Consider the following 21,429-nt stretch of genomic DNA (forward strand, 5'->3'; position numbering starts at 1 on the left):
GCTGTTTGACAGTGCTTTCATGGTGATTCTTATCTGGTTGAGCTTCCGGTTGGCAGCACTCGTCACGGCATGAGCCCGTGGCGTGCTCGCTGCCCTGCCGGTAGCGCGGTGCCGAGACGTGCACCGCGCTTCTGATCCCGAGGGGGGACACACCATGCACATCACCCTGCCGACCACGGTCGTCGAAGGAATCCAGCTCACCGTCATGCCGTTCCGTGCGGACGCCGTGATCGGGACCATGTCCGTGCCGACACTCGTCCAGCTCGTCCCCTCGCCCCGCCGCGAGGAAGACACCAAGACACTCAAGGCCGCGGCCGGTGCGGTACGCCGCCATGCCGAGCTGCGGGCCCTGGTGCAGCGGGCGCTGAAGTCCACGCAGAAGGGGAAGAACGTCGGCTCGTACGCCGAGTACATCGCCGACGGCGTGAAGGGTGAGCTGGGTGCCGGCTGGTCCACGCCGCCGATCACGTTCTGGCACGCCGGACCGCTCGCCGCTCTCAGCGACGAGCTGCTGCCCGGCACCGGACTGCGGACCCTGACCATCACGCCCGGCACGTGCGTGGTCGCCATCGACGGCGAGACGCAGACGACGGCCTGGCACGAGCTCTACGACGACCCCGAGAGGTACGGACTCACGTACGCCGAACTCGCCCAGGTGCGGGTCCCCTTCGAGCTGTACGTGGACCTGTCCGTCGCCGACGCGCGGCAGATCTTCTACGACCGCAACGTGCAGGGCGTCGTCGTCGCCAAGAACCTGGCCATGTCCATGGACCAGCGGGACTTCGCGACCCGGCTCGCGCACCGTCTCGCCGATGCTGTGAAGGTCGATGTCGACGACAAGCTCGTACCGTTCACGAAGCTTGTCAACGCCAGCAAGCGGCAGGTCGGCAAGACCGACCCGGAGGTCGTCACCCTTTCTGCGCTGCGCGCCCTCGTCATCACCGCGATCTACGGGCGGGCCGGACTGTCCCGCTCGGCGGAGACCGTCCACGAGGACGAGCTTCCCGCAGGGACGAACTCCGAGCGGGTGGAGGGGAGCGTCGTCCCGCTGCTGGCCCGGCTGATCTCCGACCACTTCCCGCACTTCGCCTCGCGCAGCGCCATCACCGCGCCGGCCGTACTCGCGGGCCTCGGCATCGCCGTGCACCAGGCCACCCCGTGGTCCGACCCGATGAACGCGCTGGGCGCCGAGGAACTGCACCGGCTCCTGGCCGACATCCAGTGGGACCGCGAGGCCCGCTACTGGGACGGCGTCGCGGCCAAGGCGAGCGCCACGGGACGCCTCAACTTCAGCGGCGGCGTCAAGGACTCCGGCGGTCGCGTCGCCGACGCGATCCTCTACCCCGCCACCGAGGCGGGCCGCAGGATCCGCGGTCAGTAGCACCGGATCTCACACACAGCATCAACCGGGCCCGCCGTTCCGGCGCGCCCGGTATCCCAAACCAACCTGGCATCACGCCTACTTGGAGCACGCCATGAACACTCCGCAGTATCAGGGCCCCGGACCGTACAACACACTCCAGCCCGCCGTCCCGGTCCCGCCGATTCCCTCGCCGGACAAGCACTCGCGCGGCAAGGCATGGCTTACGCACGGCGCTGTTGCCTGCGTCGCCCTCCTCATCGGCACGGGCATCGGTTCCAGCGGGGACGCCGACGCGGAAACCAAGGCCGGCGCCTCCGCGAAGCCCGGGCCGACGGTGACCGCGACCAAGACCGCCGAGGCCGGTCCTGCGCCGACCGTGACCAAGACGGTGACCGCCAAGCCGAAGGCGCCGAAAAAGACCCAGGAGCCCGGTCCGGCCACCAGCTTCAGCGGTGATGGTGAGTACCTGGTCGGCGAGGACATCAAGGCAGGGACGTACAAGACCGCGGGCTCGGACGGTTCATTCGGCTGCTACTGGGCCCGGCTCAAGGACGCCAGCGGAGAGTTCGACGCGATCATCGCCAACAACAACCTGGAGGGCCCGGGCCGGGTAACGCTCAACAAGGGCGAGTACTTCCAGACCCAGCGCTGCCAGGAGTGGAAGAAGGTCGGCTGACCGGCCGGCGCATCACCTCCACCGTCGCTTCCGCATGACCATCGCTGCCGCGACAAGCGAAGAGACGACGCATCGGCAAGGGGAGGGACCGCTTGGACACGACTGGTGAGCCGGAACTGGCTGTGTATCACCGCCACCTGACACAGCTGCTCAAGGGTAACGACCGGGAGAGCTTCCAGGCCCTGATGGCCCAGGCCCGGCACATCACCACCCGGTCGTACGAGACCAGCCTCTACGACCACCAGCAGACCTTCCGCCTCCTCTGGCACCACCTGGAGCACACCGGCCACCTGCGCCGCGCCCACCACGACGCCCGCGACAGTCTTGCCACCGGACAGGTGACCGGGGAGGAGGCCGAGAAGCTCGAACTCTTCCTCACCCTGTACGCCCGAATCCAGGCCGGCACCACAGGCTGACCAATCACCCGCAGTACCGCCCGTATGGCCAGGGAGGCGGGATGGATATGCCCGCGGGGTACGACACTCATTTGCGCTCCCAGGGCCGCAAGCCCAGCCTCTTCCAGCTGCAGTTGTTTGCCGAGTACACCCCAGGCCTGACCTTCGTCCACGAGAAGGCGCACGTCGGCCACCCGCTGAACGAAGCCGCCGACTCGCTGGCCGAGCTCGGTCTGCGCTGCGTATGCGGCACCGTCCCGCGCACTGAACTTCCGCGCCTGGTGCCCCTGGGGGCCATCGGCGCGCCCTCGCCGACCACCAGCGCCCCCTGGCTGTGTGTCGGCTGTCCGCACCTTCTGTACGACACCCGTGAGCAAGCACCGCGAGAGGAATCACCACCATGCCCGACCGCACAGTCGTCTCTCCCTCACCGGACAGCAGTGGTGAGCTCCCGATCGCGTCCGAACCGGCGGGGACCGAGTCATCCGATGACCAGACGGTGCCGGGGACCGTGCACGCATCCGCCGCGACGCGATCAACCGTGCAGCCGGGTTCACGCCGCACCCTGGCTACCCGGATTCGGACCCTGCGAGCCGTCCCCGCTCTCGCGGTCGGTGCTGCCGCAGGCGCCGCGCTGGTCGGCCTCGCATGGACGCTCACCGCGGTCGACCTCGGCGGCCCCCGCACCTTCAGTACCACCGGCAGCATCTTCCTCGCCGACTCCGACGGATTCCTCTCCGGCGGCAAGAAGTGCATGGGCAAGGGCGGCTACCAGGACTTGAAGGCCGGAACCGAAGTCACCGTCACCGATGCTTCGGGCTCCGTGGTGGCCGCCGACAGCCTCGCCCTGGGCGAGGTCGTGGGCGAGACCTGCATGTTCAAGTTCACCGTCCACGACATACCGGCCGGCTCCAAGCTCTTCCGTATCGAAGTCTCCCACCGCGGAGCCATCACCAAGACCGAAGCCGACCTGCGCGGAGGCGACATTGCCCTCACCCTCGGCAGCTGATCCGACCATGCACCGATTCCTCAGCGTGAAAGGCAACATCTATGGCGTCGCCGCGGAAGCCGCAGGCCGAGAAGCCCGTTCCCGATACCCGCAAGTGCTCCCTGTACCGGCTCAAGACCCCGGAAGGCCCGGGACTCGATCTCCGTGAACTCGTCCTGGAACACCACCTGCAGCGCGAGGGGTACAGCACCCACACCTTCGAGCACGATGGCATCGAAGGGCTTGTCGTGTCCGGCACCATCACACGAGGCCGAGCCGACTGGTGCGCCGTAGTGGAAAGGCTGACGGGCATCTCCGTACAGGAGGCGAACCACGCCGCAGCGGGCCTGGTACTCGTGCGCACGGAGCGAGCGGTGTACGCCCTTACCTACGGAGTGGGCCACCACATGATCGACCCGTTCCGTCTCGACTCCGATTTCGGACTCGAGTTCGCCACACGCTGCCTCGACGACGACCACATTCTCCTTGTGCGCCGGCAGATCATGGACGCCCGCGGACGCACCGACGAGAACGCGACTTCTCGCGGTGAACGCATCGGCGACTTCGGTATCGAGCGGGTCGGAGCCATCATCACCAAGATCAGCGGGATGGTATCGACACTGCCCCTGACGTACCTCGATGGTGAGAAGCGCCGCACCGTGCGTGTGGTCAGCAGCGACAGCACCATCCAACTTCCGCTGGGTACCAGTCCGGCGAACTTCCTCAAGGACCTGCACGCGATCGAGGAAGTGTGTGCCCGGCCGGACCCCTTGCCCGAGCTCGACTTCATTGACCGCATACGTGCGCTGAAGGGGAAGCACGAGGTAGTGCAGCGGTTGGAGGCCCGCCTGGAGGAGCTTCTTGCAGACACCTCGAGCCCTCGTCTTGCTGTCAGCGTTCCCAGTGAGTGCCTGGACGACTATGCGGGCGCGCAGACCTATCGGATCACCAAGGGCGCCCGTTCCGAGCAGACACCGGACTTGGAACTGAAGGACCTCCTGGCCCTCGTGCATGAGCGTCCTGCGGGGAACCGACTGAAGGCACTCAAGGACGTCCAGGTGCAGATGTTCAGCGACGCGGATGGCGAGCTGCCCGCCAGCGGCAAGACCTCAGGCCATCGCTGGCTGATTGCCGATGTGCCCATGGGTGCGGGGCGCTACTTCTACTGCCAGGGCCGCTGGTACGAGATCGGCGCCGACTACCTCACGTCCATCGAGGAGGAGCTCACCGAACTGTTCGATCGTCAGCCGAGCGTCACGATGCCCCCGTGGTCCAAGGGAGACGAGGGCGCCTACAACATCGACGTTGCCGAGCAGAAGGGCTACACCCTCTTCGACAAGAAGAGCATCGTCACCCCGAAGTTCCGCGGTGGCGGCCTGGAGATCTGTGACGTCCTTGGGCCACGGAACCAGCTCATCTGCGTCAAGCAGGCAAAGGACAAAACTGCCCCACTCAACCACCTCTTCGCGCAGGGCCGGGTGGCTGTCGAGGTGCTGCGCAACGATCCACAGGTGCGGGCCAAGTTCCTTGCCGCCCTTGCCGAGCACAACCCCAACCATCCCGTCCAGGAGGACCTGGGTGCCGTCACCCTTGTCTACGCGATCCTGCTGAAGGACGGTCAGGACATCACCGTCAACTCGCTCTTCGCCTTCGCTCAGGTGTCGCTGCTCCAGGCAGTCCATCAACTGCGTGCGATGAACGCCCGGGTGGAGATTGTCGCGATCCGGCGCTGACGGTGGGGCGACGCGGCGGGAGCCGCGTCCGGGCTGTTGGTTCGGCCGGAATCCCGGCATTTGTGCAACACCGTCCAAAACCGCCGCCTGCATGACCGGATCAGCCAGCCGACCTTCTCCACAAGCAACTTGCAGTTTCTTCACATTGTCTGACATCATCCCGCATCCGGCGTGCATTGAGCCGTCGCTGAGCTGGGGGGACCAGCCACGTGCAGATACGTACCTGCCTTCGTCGTGCCCTTAACGCCGTACTCGCGCTACTCATCGCGTCGACCGTCCTCTGGTTCGGTGCGCTGCCCGCGGCGGCGCACCGGGACGGGTGCCACCGCTGGCACTCCTGTCCGTCCGACACCGGGTCCTACGTCTGTGGGGACCTTGGGTACTTCACCTCTTGCGGCTACAGCTCTCTGCCGAGCTCCGGCTCCGGCTCCGGCTCCGGAGCCGAAGACGAGGAAGCCGACGACATCGAGGCGCCGGACCGGCCGAGGACCAAGAGCGCGAAGGCCGTGGCCGGTGGCCGCGTCACTGTCATCGTGACCGCCGAGAAGGGATCGCGGATCGAGGTGCGGGACGCCGAGGACTCGGTCGTGAGCAGAGCCACGGCCACCGGCTCAGCGCAGACAGTCACCTTCAACGCGAAGGACGGTGACCACACCTACTCCGTTGTGGCCGTCGATTCGGCCGACAATGCGAGCGAGGCGAGCGAGGAGTTTTCCGTAACCGTCGACGCGAGCCGGCCCGAGGCGGGCAAGCCGGTCGTGACTGCGGCCGACGCGGTGACGGGTGCGGTCCAGGTCTCCTTCGAGGCCGAAGCGGGCGCACGGTACGAAGTGAGTGTCGAGGGCCGCAAGGAACAGCTCAGCGGCACGGTCGGTGACGACGGTATGGTGCGGGGCTCGCTCTGGCTCCCCAACGGTTCGTACCGGCTCACTGCCGTGGTGAGGGACGCCGTGGGCAACCGGACGCGTACCGAGGCTGCCGCCACCGTGTCGCTGGAAGAGCTCCGGCCCCAGGTGCGTGTCCAGCCTCCGGTCGGCGGAGGAACGACGCAGGTCGAGGTCACTGGGCCGCCCGGTGCGGCAGGTATCGTTTCCACCGAAGGCGAGTCCGAGCCCGTGCGGCTCGACAGCGACGGGCGCGCCGCTGTGTCCATTTCGGTCGACGACGGTTCCCACCGTGTGCTGGTGAACCTGAATGACTCCTTCGGACGCGCGGGCACCGGGAGCTCCGGCACCTTCACAGTGGACACCATTCCACCAGCACTGAAGCTTGAGTACGACGCCGAACGTGCCAAGTACGGCGACGTAGTCCTCACCGTGACCGGCGAGCGGGGCGCCCGCCTGGCGCTGTCCGGCGCGGGCGAGAAGCGGACCGTCACCCTGGGTGCGGAGCGCCGGACGTTCCGCTGGCACGCGGCGCCCGGTAACCACAGGCTGATTGCCCGGCTTACCGATGCCCACGGCAACGTCAACCACACGGATCTCACCGTCCACGTCTCGGACGACTGGACCACCGCACAGATCCGCAACGCCCTGCTGCGGACGGCCGGCGTCGTGCTGGTCCTGGTTCTCGGCGGACTTCTGTTGTGGCGGCGGCGCAGAGCGGTCATCGCGTGGTGGGCCCGTCGGCGGGAGAACGCACGGATGGCCGCCGAGTAGCGTGCGGCCCGTGTCCGAGCGGCACGTCAGGAGGCCGACGCGCGCCGTCGCCGGGCAGCGCTCCGAAGTGCTCAGCAGGCATACGAGCGCGAACTGGCCGATTGGCAGCGAACCCGGGACAGGCTCGCGGCCGACCACGACTTCGTACGTCGACTACGGGGTACGGAGTACAGCGCGGCGGACTTCCGCTGGGGTGCGCGCAAGCGGGACGAGCGCGTGCTCCTGGTCGCGTCTGCGTCGCTGGTGGAGGTCCGCACGCGACAGGGCGTGAGCCACATGGAGAACACGTGGGTGGGCGAGATCGCCGTCACCGACAAGCGTGTCCTCTTCGCGGGTGTGGCCGGCCGACGGGAGTGGGCCTACGGCAAGTGGCTCCACCATGAACATCATGAGGGCATGGCCCGGACGCTGATCACGGTGAGCAACCGGCAGAAGAGCTCCGGCATTGCTTATGCCCACGGGGAGGCACCCCAGGTGCGGCTGGCGATCGACCTGGCGCTGGGGCAGGCCCAAGGTCGTCACGGCGAGGTGGTCCACGGGGCCCGCGCAGCACTGGAGGCCCATGACCGGAAGCGGCCCACGGCGCCGACGGGGGACTGACTGGACAGCTGTGGGAAGACGGCGTCCGGCGTTCCGGCCGGACTTGACGTTCGGCAAGACCAGGCCGGTGCCCCGGCGCGCGCTTCCCCGCTGCTGAATGGCTCCGCAACGAAACAACTCCTGCCCCAGGTTCAGTGCACCGGCGGCCGTCCAGACTTCTTCCCGACCGGGAGCAGCGGCTCCAGCTTCGCCCACTGGCAGAGCACCGGATACGCGTACGACGAGCTGCCCGAGGAACTCCAGCAGAAGCTGTCCGTCCAGCATGACGTGGTGGATCTGACGGTTGTTCAGCCGCTCATCGCCGGACTCGGGCTGACCGATCAGGAGCCGGCCGACGAGGTGGAGGCCATAGAGCGCGACCCGAGCGTCGAGACTCCGGCGATCAACGCCCGGCGCGAGCTGGAGCTGCCCGAGCCGGGGGAGGAGCTCGCGGCTGATCTGTTGGTGCACGGTGTGGAATGGCTGCGGGAGATCCGTGATCTGCTCTGGGACGACCGGCAGTTGGTGCTGTACGGGCCGCCGGGCACGGGCAAGACGTTCCTGGCCCTGAAGCTCGCGGAGTTCCTCGGGGGCGGGCCGGAGCAGGTGAAGCTCGTGCAGTTCCATCCCTCGTATTCCTACGAGGACTTCTTCGAGGGCTTCAGACCGCAGGAGGACCCCGAAACCCGGGAGGTAGCCTTCCGGTTGACCGCGGGGCCGTTGCGTGAGCTCGCCGATCGGGCGTCGCGAGGGCAACCGGCACATCCCGCACTTCCTGATCCCAGCAGCCCCGGGGGTGAGCCCCCGGAGTGAAGCGGGACGAAGTCCCGTACCACCCGGGCAGGGTGGACTTTCGGCCGGTGCTCCGACATTCTGTGCGGACCTTGATCGCGGTTCGGCGTCGATCCGCGAGTCCGTCCTCACCTCCGTCCGCGAGTCCGTCCTTCGTGCACAAGGGGAACTCTCATGAGCTCGTCCCGCCTGCCCTCCCGCCGGATCGCCGCGATATGCGCGGCCGTCGCGCTTGCTCTCCCGCTCAGTGCCTGTAGCAGCAGCGGTGATGGCGCGACCGTCAAAGGTGCAAAGCTGATCAAGTCCGGCCAGATAACCACCTGTACGCACTTGCCGTACCCACCCTTCCAGTCCGAGAAGGACGGAAAGGTGGTCGGTTTCGATGTCTCGATGATCGATCTGGTCGCCGAGGACCTGGGTGTCAAGCAGGTCGTCGTGGACAAGTCGTTCGAGACGATCAAGACCGGTGCCGACCTCAATGCCAGTGTCTGTGACGTGGCCGCCGCCGGCATGACGATCACTGACGAGCGCAAGCAGAACCTGGACTTCTCCGTACCGTACTTCGACGCCACCCAGGCCCTGTTGGCCCGCAAGGGCGTCAAGGCGGCGACTGTCGAGGACATCACCCAGCAGAAGCTCAAGCTCGGTTCACAGTCCTCCACCACCGGCGAGGACTTCGCCCATGAGCACGGCGCCGACCCGCAGTCCTTCGAGAGCTCCGATGCCGAGCTCAACGGACTGCGTACCGGCCAGGTCGATCTCATCGTGCAGGACTACCCGGTCGTGCAGAACTGGCTCAAGGATCCCGCCAACTCGGCCAAGTTCGAGATCGTGGGCAATCTCGACACCGGTGAGCAGTACGGCTTCGCGGTCCGCAAGGATGGCAACCCCAAGCTGCTCGCAGCGATCGACCAGGCCATCAAGGACGCGAAGTCCGACGGCACGTACAAGAAGCTGTATGAGCAGTGGATCGGGCCCATGCCGAAGGGTGTCGACGCCCAGTGACCACCCTGATCACCGGTAAGGACCAGGAGGAGACGGCTGCGCGGCCCCGGATGTCGCCGCGCCGCCGTCGTCGAATCTCCCGCGGGGTGCAGTACGCCGTCTTCGTGGTCGCCGTGGTGGTCGTGGGCGCGCTGGCCGACTGGCAGCAGCTCCAGGAGCAGTTTCTGGACCTGTCGGTCGCCCGGCGGCTCTTCCCCGAACTCATCACGGTCGCGTTGCTGAACACCGTGGTGTACACGCTGACCGGCTTCGGTGTCGGACTCGTCCTGGGCGTCGTCGTGGCTCTGATGCGGCTGTCGTCCGTCGCGCCGTACCGCTGGCTCGCGATGGCGTACATCGAGTTCTTCCGCGGCCTGCCTGCCCTGCTGATCTTCATCTTCGTCGGGGTGGGTGTTCCGCTCGCCTTCCCGGGGATCGTTTTCCCCGGGGAGACGTACGGGCAGGTCGCCTGCGCCCTCGGTCTGGTCTCCGCCGCGTACATGGCGGAGACCATCCGAGCGGGCATCCAGGCCGTACCGCGCGGCCAGCTGGAGGCGGCGCGCACGCTGGGCATGTCGCACGCCACTGCGATGCGGTCGATCGTGATCCCTCAGGCCTTCCGGATCATCGTGCCGCCGCTCACCAATGAACTGGTCCTGCTCTTCAAGGACTCCTCGCTGGTGCTGTTCCTGGGCGTCACGCTACAGCAGCGTGAACTCACCAAGTTCGGGCGAGACTTGGCCAGTACGACGGCCAACACCACCCCCATTTTCGTCGCGGGCCTGTGCTACCTCCTGGTCACTGTCCCGCTCGGCTATCTCGTACGGCGCCTCGAGGCCCGTCATGCACAGGCGAGGTGATCACGGGATGGCGGACATGACTGCGGCAATCGAGATTCAGGGGCTGCACAAGTCGTTCGGCGACGTCGAAGTGCTGCGCGGCATCGACTTCACGGTCGCCTCCGGCGAGGTCGTATGCGTCGTCGGCCCCTCGGGGTCGGGAAAGTCGACCCTGCTTCGCTGTGTGAATCTGCTGGAGGAGCCGACCAGCGGCACGGTCACCGTCGGCGGTGTCGACATGACCGATCCGGACATCGATCTGGACGCGATGCGCCGGCGGATCGGCATGGTCTTCCAGCAGTTCAACCTCTTTCCTCATCTGAACGTCCTGGACAACCTGACGATCGCTCAGCGCCGGGTTCTCGGACGCGGCAGGGAGGAAGCCGGCCGCGTCGCCCGGGAGAACCTCGCCAAAGTCGGCCTGGCCGACCGCGAGGACAGCTTCCCCTCCCAGCTCTCCGGCGGCCAGCAGCAGCGTGTGGCCATCGCGCGGGCCCTGTCGATGGGGCCCGGGCTGATGCTCTTCGACGAGCCGACCAGCGCGCTCGACCCCGAACTGGTGGGCGACGTACTGGGGGTCATGCGCACCCTGGCCGACGAAGGCATGACGATGATGGTCGTCACCCACGAGATGGGCTTCGCCCGCGACGTCGCCGACCGCGTGGTCTTCATGGACGACGGCCGAGTGGTGGAGGAGGGCGCCCCGGAGGATGTACTGACCCGGCCGGAGCACCCCCGGACCAAGGCCTTCCTCGCCCGGGTCCTGCACCCGGACGCCGTGCGGCCCGAGGCCTGACACATCCGTACGGGTCCGCCGCTCGAGCCGAGGCACACCGCCTGGTCAGGGGCAGGGGGTGAGCCGCGGCAGGCGGGGCTGCAGCCGCGTCGGACAACGACGAGCGGCATTGATCGCGGGTGGCATCGCGGCGGACAGCGGGCCTGCAGGGCGGGTTGCCTGCGGATGATCGCCGTGCCGGCCGGGTCGGTGAACTCCCGGGCCGCCGACCGTCCCCTTGGGGTAGACGGGGCTCTGCCAGGTGACGCTCTTGTGGGCCTCGTCGAGTACGGCGCTCGCGGGGGTCGCCGCGTGGGCGGGCTCGGCCGGGGCGCCGAGCAGGGCGGCGGCCAGGGCGGCGACGAGCCCCGTCATGGTCAGGGCGGTCCAGCGGGACCGGTGTTGAAGTCTTCGCACGGGATGCATCCCTTTCGAACCAAGCACTGGATGTTTGCAAATGCTTGAACATGCGTGAGATCGCGCAACATCTCGCGCGAGAATTCACCCTCATGCAGGTGCATGTCAACGGTCCAGGGGCGGGATGGCCGACGGTGCCGAAGGAGCGGTGCACTGGGGGAGTTCACCCCAGTTGTGATCAAACGTGCTTCGCTGTCTTCCTTTTGTGATCGCCAAAGTGTCGAGATCGTTCGTGATTGATGCCTGAATCTTCATTCGACATCCCTATAGTGGTGCCGCGTTGATCATGGTTCCGCAACGCGAAGCCGCCGCCACAGGAGTCAGTTCGATGACGCGCCTCTCTTCCGCCGTACCCGCGCCCGACCCCGGGACCCCCACCGGCGGCGGCTGTCCGGTACGGCACGGCTCGGCCGCGGTGCCGCTCAGCGGTCCCGAATTCCACACCGAGCCCCAGGCCCTCTACCGCACCATGCGACGTGATCACGGGCCCGTCGTCCCCGTCGAACTGCCCGGCGGGTTCCCCGCCTGGCTGGTCATCGGATACCGGGAACTCCACCAGGTCACCAGTGACGGCGAGTTGTTCCCCCGGGACGTCGGGCTGTGGAACCAGTGGGAGAACATTCCCGAGGACTGGCCACTGCTCCCGATGGTCGGTCGCCCCATGCCGTCGATCTACTTCACCGCGGGCGCCGAGCACCGCCGCCACGCCGACATGGTGGGGCCGGCCCTGGAGCGCACCGATCCCTTCGAGATCCGGCGCCACTGCGAGGAGTTGGCAGACCGGCTCGTCGACGACGTCTGTACGCGCGGAACGGCCGATCTGGTGGCCGAATTCGCAGAGCCGCTGCCCGTCCTGGTCCTCGCCAGGCTCGTCGGCTTCCCGGACGCGGAGGGAGCGGACATCGCACGGGTGCTGAAGGACCTCGCCGACGGCGGTCCCGAGGCGCAGAGTGCGCATGTGCGGTTCGGGGAGCACATGCAGCGGCTGGTCGCGGCCAAGCGTGCCGTGCCCGGAGACGACGTGACCTCCAGGATGCTGGCCTACCACGAACCGTTCACCGACGAGGAATACGTCCTCGACCTGATGGCCATCACGGCCGCCGGACATCTGACCACCGCCGACTGGATCAGCAACTCCCTGCGGCTGATGCTCACCGACGACCTGTTCGCCGACTCCCTGGCCGGGGGCCGGCACAGTGTGGCCGAGGCGATGAACGAGGTTCTCTGGGAGGAGAGTCCGACCCAGATCCTCGCCGGTCGCTGGGCCGCCCGCGACACCCGGCTCGCCGGCCGGGACATCCGCGCCGGGGACATGCTGCTCCTCGGCCTCGGGGCGGCCAACTCCGACCCGCACGTACGGCAGCGCATCGCCACCGAGGGAATGTCCGGACAGGGCGGCAACAGCGCCCACCTGGCCTTCAGCCACGGCGAGTACCGCTGCCCGTTCCCCGCGCAGGAGATCGCCGAGACCATCGCCCGTACCGGTATCGAGGTGCTCCTCGACCGGTTGCCCGACCTCGCCCTCGCTGTGCCCGCGCAGACGCTCGTCCGGCGGCAGTCCGCCTTCCTGCGAGGGATGACCTCGCTGCCCGTCCAGTTCACGCCCGTACGCATGACAGGAGACTTCTCTTGAACTGTCCTCACGCCGCCGCTCACGAGGCCACTCCGGGGGACGGGGCCGTGGTCATCGACCCCATGGTCCAGGACCTGGACGGAGAGACGGCGCGCCTGCGCGACGCCGGGCCGCTCGCCAGGATCGAGCTCCTCGGGGTTCCTGCCTGGACCGTCACCCGGCATGCCGAGGCGCGTCAACTGCTCGTCGACCCGCGCCTGGTGAAGGACCTCGACGCCTGGGGACTCTGGCAGAGCGGTGCGGTGACGCACGCCTGGCCGCTGATCGGCATGATCGATGCCGGGCGGTCCATGTTCACCGTGGACGGTGCGGAGCACCGGCGGCTGCGCGCCAAGACCTCCCAGGCGATCACACCACGCCGGCTGGAGGACATCCGCCCGGACATCGAGAAGTTCACCGAGGAGCTGCTGGACGCCCTGGCCGAGCAGGGCAAGGGCGGTGTCGTCGACCTCAAGTCCGTGTTCGCCCAGCCGCTGCCCATGCGGGTGGTCGGCATGCTGATGGGTGTGGACGAAGCCGAGTACCCCATGCTGACGCAGAGGTACAAGGCCTTCTTCTCCATGCTCACCCCGCAGGAGGAGCGGCTGGCCCTGCTCGCCGAACTGGACGTCTTCTACACGGCGCTCGTCCGCAAGAAGACCGCGCAGCCGACGGATGACCTTACCAGTGCGCTCATCCTGGCCGACGAGGGCGGAGAGCCGCTCACCGAGGAGGAAGTGGTCGGCAACCTCAAGGCCATGGTGGCGGCAGGCCACGAGACCACCATCGGGCTGATCCTCAATGCGGTACGGGCCCTGCTCGCCCACCCCGACCAGCTGCGCATGGTGCTCGACGGCGAGATCCCGTGGGAGACGGTGATCGAGGAGACGCTGCGCTGGGACACCCCCACCACCCATCTGCTGATGCGGTTCGCGACGGAGGACATCCAGGTCGGCGACCAGGTGATCGCCAAGGGGGAGGGCGTCGTCATCTCCTACCGGGTCATCGGCCGCGACGTCGAGCAGCATGGGGCGGACGCCGACGCCTTCGACATCACCCGGCCCACGCCGATCCGCCACATGACCTTCGGTCACGGCCCGCACATCTGCCCCGGCGCGGCGCTCTCCCGGGTCGAGGCGGGGATCGCCCTGCCCGCGCTGTTCGGCCGCTTTCCCGGGCTGAAGCTCGCCGTGCCGGACGGGGAGCTCCGTAAGCTGCCGGTGATGACGCAGAACGACATGGAGTCCTTCCCTGTGCTGCTGGGCAGCTGAACGGGAGAGCACAGGCTGCCCGCCGTCGTCCCGCATCTCGGGGCGACGGGGGCGGCCGGCGCGGAACAGGGCCCGACCGCGGCGGCACCTTCGGCCGGGTCGGCGCGGTGATCAGCACGTCGGTGATCACGCTGAAGAAGCGGTGGGACGGCAGCTCCGCCGGATGCGGCACAGCCCCCAGCGCGGCGGCCGATCAAGGAGTGTCCATCCGGTGCACCGACCCGTGTGCTCGCGGGCACGGTCGGCCCATCGTGGGAGCGGGCCGCCCCGACCCGGCGGCCGTACGGCATAACCCGTGTCGAAGCGCTTCGACACAGCGGGTGACGAGGGCGAGGAAGGGGTCAACGGGCCCTGCAATGAGCCTGGTTGCTGAAGATATGACGTGATAGCTTCGCGATCAGTTGTGGTGGAGGAAGTACCGGCTCAGCGGGGGATGGTCGGTGGTGGCACACGTGCCGCAAGGGCCGCGCGAGACCGATCCGTATCTGGTCGGGGCGCTGGTCGACGAATTATGCGCGCTCGACTGTGTGCGCGATCCGGATCAGTGCATCCACTTCGTGGCGCTGGTCGCGATGCAGCTCCGGATGGAGATCAACTACCTGCGCAAGAACCCGCGCGTCGACATGCTGTCCCTGGTCATGGATGTCCTGCTGCGTGAAGGCGGACTCGACGCGCTGGTCTTCGGTGTGAGTGTCGCCTCCGGCCCCGAGGACTCGGCGCGGCTGGCCAGGCTCGCCGAAACCGCCTGGCCCGACGAGACGGTCGCCGAGCTGCCCCTGGTGTTCGCTGACACCGCTGTTCAGGAGATCGAAGGGTTACTCGCCGAAGTCCGGGACTTCGACGACGGCCGCGTGCACGCGATCCTCGGTCATGAGCTCGGCGTCGACATTCCCTACGGGCTGAGCCCCCTCCGGCGCTTCGACTATCTGCGGGACGTCAACGCCCAGGCTGACGGACTGCCCCCGGCTGTGGTTCTGGTGGAGGTGATCGCCATCGACCAGGGGGCGATTCTCGGCGAGAGGCTCAGGGACTGGTCGGACCGATGGGCCGCTGAGGCCGGTGCCGATGCGGTGGGCGCGCTTCAGGAACGCCGGCGCGCGATCGCGGCTCTGCCGAGGACCGACCCGGAAGTGCCACGCTCTCTCGTCGTGATGGTGGAGCCCGCCGATGACGGTTCGGCCGATATTTACGTACGTCATTGGGTCAATGCGGCACCGGGCTACTGGGAGCCGGTGGCGGGTGCTGTGGAGCGCGCGACTCTCGACACCCTGGCGGTGGCGGTCGAACGTGCCATCCACCGTGGTGAGGCCCGATGGGCCGATGTGCCGGACACGGAAAGCGAACCTCCCGTACAGGTCGAGTTCGTACTTCCGTTCCAGTTGCTCAATCACGACATGGCTCGACTCGAACTGGGTACGCGCTCTCATGACGCGCTGCCGATAGGCCTTCGTTACCATATTCACCTGCGGAGTCTGGAGCGTATGCGAACCCGTGACCCCGGGCAGCTGAGGCGGTGGCGGGCCCGATGGAAGCGGCTCAAAACGACCGGTGCCGCCGAGGCGTTCCGCTGGCGCAGCTCGGAGGCCGGGCAACTCGACCGCTGGCGTGCCACGCTGGCATCGGAGCCACAGCTGACCGCGGTCATACTCGACGTGCCCGCCCTGCCCGGCCACGGTCTGGAGGCGCTCGCCGCCGCCATCGCCGAGGGGGTGGGCCTCGCCGCGTGGGACCGCAGGCCGGACAGTCCCGCGCAGTCGGGTGAGGTGCTGACGCTGTTGCTCGGGCACAATCCGGCCCAACTGGCCTCCAAAGTAGGTCAGTTACGTAAAAGCGCTGAGGAACTGGATGGCGGCAGCCTGCTCTTGGGAAGACACATTGCGTTCTTCTGGGACGATCCCAACCGCCTTGTCGACTGTGAGGAGTTGACAGCATGACCGAGCAGGACTCGACCGCCCTGTCTGTGATACCGCCTTCCTGGAGGGTGTTCCACGCAACGGGACAGGCTCCTGCCGGAGAGCCTCCGGGGCTTCCGTCCCCGCCGCCCTGGAGAGTCTTCTCGGGGAGCCCCCTGCAGCCGGCGCCGCCCGACGACGCGCAGGCCGCCCTGCGCCGCCTCGGGGTCGTACAGGACGGTCCGCAGCTGCGCGAGGAGGAGATCGACGCCGTCAACGCGGCGCTCCTGCTGCGCCGTCCGTTGCTGATCACCGGACCGCCCGGGGTGGGCAAGTCGACCCTCGCGTATCTGATCGCCCGTGAACTGGGGCTCGGGCGGGTGCTGCCGTGGAGCATTGTCAGCCGGACGACGCTGCGCGGCGGGCTCTACGAGTACGACGCCATCGGGCGGGCGCAGGCCATCGCGGCCTGGCGGGCAGGCGGCGAGACACGGGCCGATGTGCCGGATGGCGACCGCGGCAGCGCGCCCGACCTCGGGGACTTCCTGACCCTCGGCCCTCTGGGCACGGCGCTGCTCGCATACGAGCGACCGCGCGTCCTGCTGGTCGACGAACTGGACAAGAGCGACATCGATCTGCCCAACGACCTGCTGCACGTCCTCGAGAACGGCAGCTTCGACATTCCGGAACTGGTGCGCACCAACGCGGCGGAAGTGTCGGTCTTCACCGACGATCCCGAACGCCGGGCCGTCGTCCGAGGAGGCCGCGTCGAGTGTGTGGAATTCCCCGTCGTCGTGATCACCAGCAACGGCGAACGTGAATTCCCGGCCGCTTTCCGGCGCCGCTGCCTGCCACTGGAGATGCGCCCGCCCAGCCGGGAGCAGCTGATTGCCATCGTGGTCAGCCATCTGCGTCAACGACCGGAGGGAGTCGAAGTGCTGGTGGACGAGTTCGAGAGGCGGCTGCACGGCGGGGGCACCCAGTCGGTGGATCAGCTCCTGAACGCCGTGCAACTCACCACGGCCAACGGATTCCAGGCCGATGCGGACGGGCGTAAGCTCATTGAGATGCTGCTCCGCGACCTCTCGAAAGGCCGCTGATGAACGGCTCGCCACGGGAGCGTGCTCCGGACGTGCCGGCCTCGTCGAGCCACACCGCCACCCATGACGCGGACGGCGGCCCGAGCTGGCAGGACATCGCCGACGCCGCCTGGCTGGCCGCGGCATGGCACGTGTCCGGACGGACCTCGGGCCAGGAGCCGGACACCCCTGAACAGTTATCCGGTGAGCCGGAGCCGGGCGTACCCTCCGATGTCGCCGCCCCTCCTTCGGGTGAAGTTTCGCCGGACGTGGTGGCCGCCGGGAGCATGATCGGAATCGACCCGCGAGAGCTGGCGCTGAAAGCCGTCGAAGAGACCCGGAGCGGCCTGCCGAAGGCGGTGCTTCCGGCGGCGCCGCGACCGGTGCGACGCGTGGTGTCGCTGCCACTGGCGAAGGCGCTGAGGGGGCTCGGCCGACGTGTGCCTTCGCGCTACCTGAACCGTCTCGACGAGCCGCGCACCGCCGAGTGCGGTCTGAGCGACGGGCTGTGGATTCCCTACCTCGAGCCCGTTCAGGAGCGCGCCTTCGACCTGATGCTGCTCGTCGACAATGCGCCCAGCATGCCCGTGTGGAGCAGCACCGTGCGCCGACTGGCCGATGAGGCGGTGCGCAGCGGCGCGTTCCGCGACGTCCGTACGGTCGAGGTGGAGCTCACCGGGCGGGGCATGCCGGTCCTGCGCTGGCCGGGCGACCGGCGCGCCGACCCGGCGGAGCTGCTCGACGGACGCGGGTCACGGCTGTTCCTCGTCGTCACCGACGGGCTGGCGGCGGGCTGGGCCGGGCGGGAAGCCGACGAACTGCTGGGGCGGCTCTCGGCCGGCGGTCCCACGGCCCTCGTTCATCTGCTTCCCCCGTATCTGCGCCACAGGTCCTCGCTCTACCCCTTCCGTGCCCAGCTGGACGCGGCCGGATTCGGGGCGCTCAACCGGCATTTCCTCTGTCGTCCTCCCCACGGCGTGCCCGACCAGGCGCACCTGCTGCCCGACCAGGACGACGGCTCCGTACCGGTTCCGGTGCTCAGCCTTCGCCCCGGCTCGTTCCGGGCCTGGGTCGATCTCGTCACCGGTGAACGGGGTGTCCGGCGTACGCTCCCGGTGGTCCTGGCCGGAGCGATGGCCAAGGGCGTGCCGGCGCCGGGTCTGCGGGCACCGAGGATCGACGGGCCGCGCGCGGCGGCAGCCGCCGTACGCAAGTTCGTCTCGCTGGCCAGTCCGCTCGCGCGGCAGCTGGCCGTGCTGCTGGCCGTCGCCCCGCTGCGATTCGATGTCATCGAGGAGCTGCGCGACCGGGTCTTTCCCGAGTCAGGGCCCGACCATCTGGCCGAGATCCTCATGGGCGGCCTCATCGACTGGGAGCGCGACGGCGAGGGCCGCCCCGACTTCGCCGAAGGCGTCCGGGAGGCGCTGCTGGCGACCAGCAACCGCACCCAGTTGGCCCGGGCCGTCGGCCTTGTCGCGGAGTCGCGGGCCGGCCAGGCGCAGGGCATCAGGCTCCGGGCGGCGCTGCGGGACCCGGCGCAAGCGGCTCTCCCGGACACCACGGGCGGCCACACGTGGCTCCGCATCGAGCTGGCCGTACTGCGCGCCCTGGGAGGGCTGCCGTACCGGAACCGGGCGGCACGCCTGACCGACCGGCTGCGCGGTGCGGGGCAGACAACGGAGGCGACCAAAGATGATAAAGAGGCATTTGATGTGAATGCCCACGCGCCCCGGTCGCATCCGGCCGTTTCACCAGGAGGATCCGTGTCGCGCACGACACCCGTAACAGATGACCAGGATGCCCGGAGGGATGACCCGAGAGTGGAAGTCACGACACCGGAGACGCGGTTCGTCCGGACCGGCCAGCCGAAGATCATGGGGAATGTACCGCCGAAGAACCCCAACTTCACTGGGCGCGAGAGCCTTCTGGCCGCTGTCGAACGGCAGTTGCAGGAGGACGAGACGACAGCCGTTCTCCCGCACGCGCTGCACGGCATGGGCGGTGTCGGCAAGTCCCAGATCGCCGTCGAGTACGTGTACCGCCACAGCGGCGAGTTCAACGTCATCTGGTGGATTCCGGCGGAACAGGAGAACCTGATTCTCGGCGCCCTTGCCGACCTTGCCCGCAGCCTGGGCCTGGAGGTGGGCCCCCAGGCCAACGCCGCGGTCCCGGCCGTGCGCGAGGCGCTCCGTACCGGCAAACCGTTCGACAACTGGCTGCTGGTCTTCGACAACGCCGAGGACATCGAGGCCGTGCGGGCCTACTTCCCCAACGGCGGCCCTGGAAAGATCATCGTCACCTCGCGCAACCGCGAGTGGGAACGGGTGGCGACTCCGCTCAGCGTCGACGTCTTCGACCGGGAGGAGAGCATCACCCTCCTGCAGCGCCGCGCCCGGGGCCTGAGCAGCACGGACGCGGGCCGGCTCGCCGCCGCCCTGGGCGACCTGCCGCTCGCTGTCGAACAGGCGGGCGCATGGCACGCCGCCACCGGCATGCCCGTGGACGAGTACCTCGAACTGCTGGAACAGCGCCGGCCCGAGATCCTCGAACTCGACCCGTCCCCCGACTACCCGCTGCCGGTCGCCGCAGTCTGGGACATCTCGCTCGGACGCCTGTCGCAGGACAACCCGGCGGCCCGTCAACTCCTCGAGATCTGCGCGTGCATGGCGCCGGAGCCCATCCCGCTGAACATGCTCAGGGGCGGCCGGAACGTCGAGATCACACCGGAGCTCGACCCGGTCCTGCGCGACCCGCTGCTGCTCGCCCGCGCCACCCGCGACCTCAGCAAGCTGTCCCTGGTGAGGCTGGACCACAAGACTGGCACGCTGCAGATGCACCGGCTGATGCAGAACGTCATCGTGGCCAGGCTGGATCCCGAGGAGCGGGCCAAGATGACACGAGCGGCCCACCTGCTGCTCACCACGGCGAAGCCCGGCGCCCCCGCGTCCCCGGACCAGTGGCCCGCCTACCAGGCGATCCTGCCGCATGTAATCGCCTCCGGAGCGGTGGAGAGCTCCGATCCATGGGTCCGCGACCTCGTCTACGACATGGTGTTCTTCCTCTACTACTGGGGCGCGCACGAGTCGGGCGCGGCGCAGGCCCGGCAGGCGTGGACCGCCTGGCGCGCCCAGTCCGGCGACGAGGACCTGCACGTCATCAGGGTCACCAAGCTGCTCGGTTTCTATCTCCGGCTTCTCGGTCGTCCGGAGGAGGCGGTCGCCCACAACGAACGCGCCCTGGCGATCTCGCGCGGCGCGCAGATCCCGGACGAGGAACTCATCGACTCCATGTGGCAGATGGCCGGGGCCCTGCGTCACCGGGGCGAGATCCAGGCGGCGTGCGATCTCGACGAGGAGGCCTTCACCAGGGCCAGTGATCTGTTCGGTCCCGAGGATCCGACGACCCTGAGCGCCGCGCACGACTACTGCGTCTCACTACGGGCGAGCGGCCGCTTCGAGACCGCGAGGGAGCTCGACGAAGAGACGGTGCGCCAGCGCGAGCTTCTCTACGGGCCGGCGAGCGGCCTCACTCTCAACACGCTGAACGGCCTCGCCATCGACATTCGTGAGGCTGGTGACTACCTCGGCGCGCGCGCCCTCCAGGAGTCCAACTACCAGGCGTTCGTCACCCACTTCGGGGAGACCAACGCTGCCACCATTCGCGCGGCCCTGAACCTCGCCGTGTGCCGGCGCAGGGCCGGTGTGGTCGAGGGAGGAGCGGCCCTCGCGGAGCAGACGTTCGACCGGTTCACCACCCGGTACGGCCTGAACAACATGGACGCCCTTGCCGCCGCGGTCCACACCATGGTCGAGCGCAGGATGAACGGCGATCTCGCGGGCTCCCGGGAGCTGGGGGAGCGGACACTGGCCGCCTATCGGGCGGTATTCGGCGACCGTCATCCGAACACGCAGTCCGCCAAGGTGAACCTGGCGGCCACGATGCGGGCGCTCGGGGAGATCGACCAGGCCGAAACCCTGGACATCCAGGCGTGGCAGCTTCTGAAGAGTGGGCTGGGCGAGCACCACATCAACACCCTCACCGCCGCCATGAGCGGGGCCAACAATCACTACGCACGGCTGGACTTCGCCCGCGCCCAGGAAGCCGATGCCGCCATTCTTCCCCGGCTCACCGAGACCGCGGGCCCCGATCACCCGCTGACACTCGTCTGCACGGCCAACCTCGCCCTCGATCACCGGGGCCTGGGCCGGTCGGCGGAGGCCGACCGGCTCAACGCGGTAGCGATCGAAGGTCTTTCACGGGTGCTGGGGGACAACCATCCCTGGCAGGCAGCTGCACGCCTGCACCAGCGCATCGAATGCGACATCGCACCGCTGCCGGTCTGACCGGTGCGCGGCGCATCCGCAGGAAGAACTGCC

Annotated in this window: 16 protein-coding genes and 2 pseudogenes; 17 read left to right on the forward strand and 1 reads right to left on the reverse strand. The window is 68.3% G+C overall.

What is annotated here, in order from left to right; genetic code table 11:
- Positions 1-154 precede the first annotated feature (154 nt).
- The 11 genes and pseudogenes from ACGFSA_RS16220 (at position 155) to ACGFSA_RS16270 (ending at position 10,803) form a co-directional block, all read left to right on the forward strand.
- A complete protein-coding gene (locus ACGFSA_RS16220) occupies positions 155-1,381 on the forward strand; it encodes a DNA sulfur modification protein DndB (RefSeq protein ID WP_393304613.1) in 1,227 nt (408 codons plus the stop codon).
- A gap of 94 nt (positions 1,382-1,475) precedes the next feature.
- Entirely contained in the window at positions 1,476-2,039 is a 564-nt protein-coding gene (locus tag ACGFSA_RS16225) for a hypothetical protein (RefSeq protein ID WP_393304615.1), read from the forward strand.
- 92 nt (positions 2,040-2,131) lie between these two features.
- Positions 2,132-2,455, forward strand: a complete 324-nt coding sequence (locus ACGFSA_RS16230) for a hypothetical protein (protein ID WP_393304617.1) — start codon at positions 2,132-2,134, stop codon at positions 2,453-2,455.
- 379 nt (positions 2,456-2,834) lie between these two features.
- Positions 2,835-3,443: a hypothetical protein gene (locus tag ACGFSA_RS16235; protein ID WP_393304619.1), complete on the forward strand. Its 609-nt coding sequence runs from the start codon at positions 2,835-2,837 to the stop codon at positions 3,441-3,443.
- A 41-nt stretch (positions 3,444-3,484) separates the two neighbouring features.
- The gene (locus tag ACGFSA_RS16240) at positions 3,485-5,155 is read left to right on the forward strand and encodes a DUF6119 family protein (protein WP_393304621.1); all 1,671 of its coding nucleotides are present in this window, start codon (positions 3,485-3,487) and stop codon (positions 5,153-5,155) included.
- Positions 5,156-5,364: 209 nt separating this feature from the next.
- On the forward strand, positions 5,365-6,813 hold the full coding sequence (locus ACGFSA_RS16245; protein WP_393304624.1) for a hypothetical protein: 1,449 nt from the start codon (positions 5,365-5,367) through the stop codon (positions 6,811-6,813).
- Between the two features lie 267 nt (positions 6,814-7,080).
- A complete protein-coding gene (locus ACGFSA_RS16250) occupies positions 7,081-7,413 on the forward strand; it encodes a hypothetical protein (protein WP_393304626.1) in 333 nt (110 codons plus the stop codon).
- 195 nt (positions 7,414-7,608) lie between these two features.
- Positions 7,609-8,173 (forward strand): annotated as a pseudogene (locus ACGFSA_RS16255) (AAA family ATPase); the annotation flags it as partial.
- 185 nt (positions 8,174-8,358) lie between these two features.
- Complete coding sequence (locus ACGFSA_RS16260) at positions 8,359-9,189, forward strand: ABC transporter substrate-binding protein (RefSeq protein WP_393304628.1); 831 nt, start codon at positions 8,359-8,361, stop codon at positions 9,187-9,189.
- Positions 9,190-9,239: 50 nt separating this feature from the next.
- Positions 9,240-10,028, forward strand: a complete 789-nt coding sequence (locus ACGFSA_RS16265; protein ID WP_393304759.1) for an amino acid ABC transporter permease — start codon at positions 9,240-9,242, stop codon at positions 10,026-10,028.
- Positions 10,029-10,035: 7 nt separating this feature from the next.
- Positions 10,036-10,803, forward strand: a complete 768-nt coding sequence (locus tag ACGFSA_RS16270) for an amino acid ABC transporter ATP-binding protein (protein WP_393304631.1) — start codon at positions 10,036-10,038, stop codon at positions 10,801-10,803.
- Between the two features lie 45 nt (positions 10,804-10,848).
- Here ACGFSA_RS16270 and ACGFSA_RS16275 read toward each other — a convergent pair whose 3' ends face one another.
- Positions 10,849-11,199 (reverse strand): hypothetical protein, encoded by a 351-nt coding sequence (locus ACGFSA_RS16275; protein WP_393304633.1) that lies wholly within the window; start codon positions 11,197-11,199, stop codon positions 10,849-10,851.
- Positions 11,200-11,527: 328 nt separating this feature from the next.
- Here ACGFSA_RS16275 and ACGFSA_RS16280 point away from each other — a divergent pair, with 328 nt between their 5' ends.
- The 6 genes and pseudogenes from ACGFSA_RS16280 (at position 11,528) to fxsT (ending at position 21,396) form a co-directional block, all read left to right on the forward strand.
- The gene (locus tag ACGFSA_RS16280) at positions 11,528-12,832 is read left to right on the forward strand and encodes a cytochrome P450 (protein WP_393304635.1); all 1,305 of its coding nucleotides are present in this window, start codon (positions 11,528-11,530) and stop codon (positions 12,830-12,832) included.
- Positions 12,829-14,082 carry a cytochrome P450 gene (locus ACGFSA_RS16285; RefSeq protein ID WP_393304637.1) on the forward strand — a complete coding sequence of 418 codons (1,254 nt, stop codon included), beginning with the start codon at positions 12,829-12,831 and terminating at the stop codon, positions 14,080-14,082. Before ACGFSA_RS16280 ends, ACGFSA_RS16285 begins: the two co-directional genes overlap by 4 nt.
- A gap of 89 nt (positions 14,083-14,171) precedes the next feature.
- Positions 14,172-14,279: pseudogene (locus tag ACGFSA_RS16290) on the forward strand (pectin esterase); the annotation flags it as partial.
- Between the two features lie 243 nt (positions 14,280-14,522).
- Positions 14,523-16,016 carry a hypothetical protein gene (locus ACGFSA_RS16295; RefSeq protein WP_393304639.1) on the forward strand — a complete coding sequence of 498 codons (1,494 nt, stop codon included), beginning with the start codon at positions 14,523-14,525 and terminating at the stop codon, positions 16,014-16,016.
- Entirely contained in the window at positions 16,013-17,074 is a 1,062-nt protein-coding gene (locus ACGFSA_RS16300) for an AAA family ATPase (RefSeq protein ID WP_393304641.1), read from the forward strand. Before ACGFSA_RS16295 ends, ACGFSA_RS16300 begins: the two co-directional genes overlap by 4 nt.
- The gene (gene fxsT, locus ACGFSA_RS16305) at positions 17,074-21,396 is read left to right on the forward strand and encodes an FxSxx-COOH system tetratricopeptide repeat protein (RefSeq protein WP_393304643.1); all 4,323 of its coding nucleotides are present in this window, start codon (positions 17,074-17,076) and stop codon (positions 21,394-21,396) included. Before ACGFSA_RS16300 ends, fxsT begins: the two co-directional genes overlap by 1 nt.
- The last annotated feature ends 33 nt before the right edge of the window (positions 21,397-21,429 follow it).

The organism is Streptomyces sp. NPDC048496 (assembly GCF_043200055.1).
Lineage (GTDB): Bacteria > Actinomycetota > Actinomycetes > Streptomycetales > Streptomycetaceae > Streptomyces.

Coding starts and splice junctions, on each gene's coding strand:
- ACGFSA_RS16220 (WP_393304613.1), top strand. CDS start 155: ATGCACATCACCCTGCCGACCACGGTCGTCGAAGGAATCCAGCTCACC.
- ACGFSA_RS16225 (WP_393304615.1), top strand. CDS start 1,476: ATGAACACTCCGCAGTATCAGGGCCCCGGACCGTACAACACACTCCAG.
- ACGFSA_RS16235 (WP_393304619.1), top strand. CDS start 2,835: ATGCCCGACCGCACAGTCGTCTCTCCCTCACCGGACAGCAGTGGTGAG.
- ACGFSA_RS16240 (WP_393304621.1), top strand. CDS start 3,485: ATGGCGTCGCCGCGGAAGCCGCAGGCCGAGAAGCCCGTTCCCGATACC.
- ACGFSA_RS16260 (WP_393304628.1), top strand. CDS start 8,359: ATGAGCTCGTCCCGCCTGCCCTCCCGCCGGATCGCCGCGATATGCGCG.
- ACGFSA_RS16265 (WP_393304759.1), top strand. CDS start 9,240: ATGTCGCCGCGCCGCCGTCGTCGAATCTCCCGCGGGGTGCAGTACGCC.
- ACGFSA_RS16270 (WP_393304631.1), top strand. CDS start 10,036: ATGGCGGACATGACTGCGGCAATCGAGATTCAGGGGCTGCACAAGTCG.
- ACGFSA_RS16280 (WP_393304635.1), top strand. CDS start 11,528: ATGACGCGCCTCTCTTCCGCCGTACCCGCGCCCGACCCCGGGACCCCC.
- ACGFSA_RS16300 (WP_393304641.1), top strand. CDS start 16,013: ATGACCGAGCAGGACTCGACCGCCCTGTCTGTGATACCGCCTTCCTGG.
- fxsT (WP_393304643.1), top strand. CDS start 17,074: ATGAACGGCTCGCCACGGGAGCGTGCTCCGGACGTGCCGGCCTCGTCG.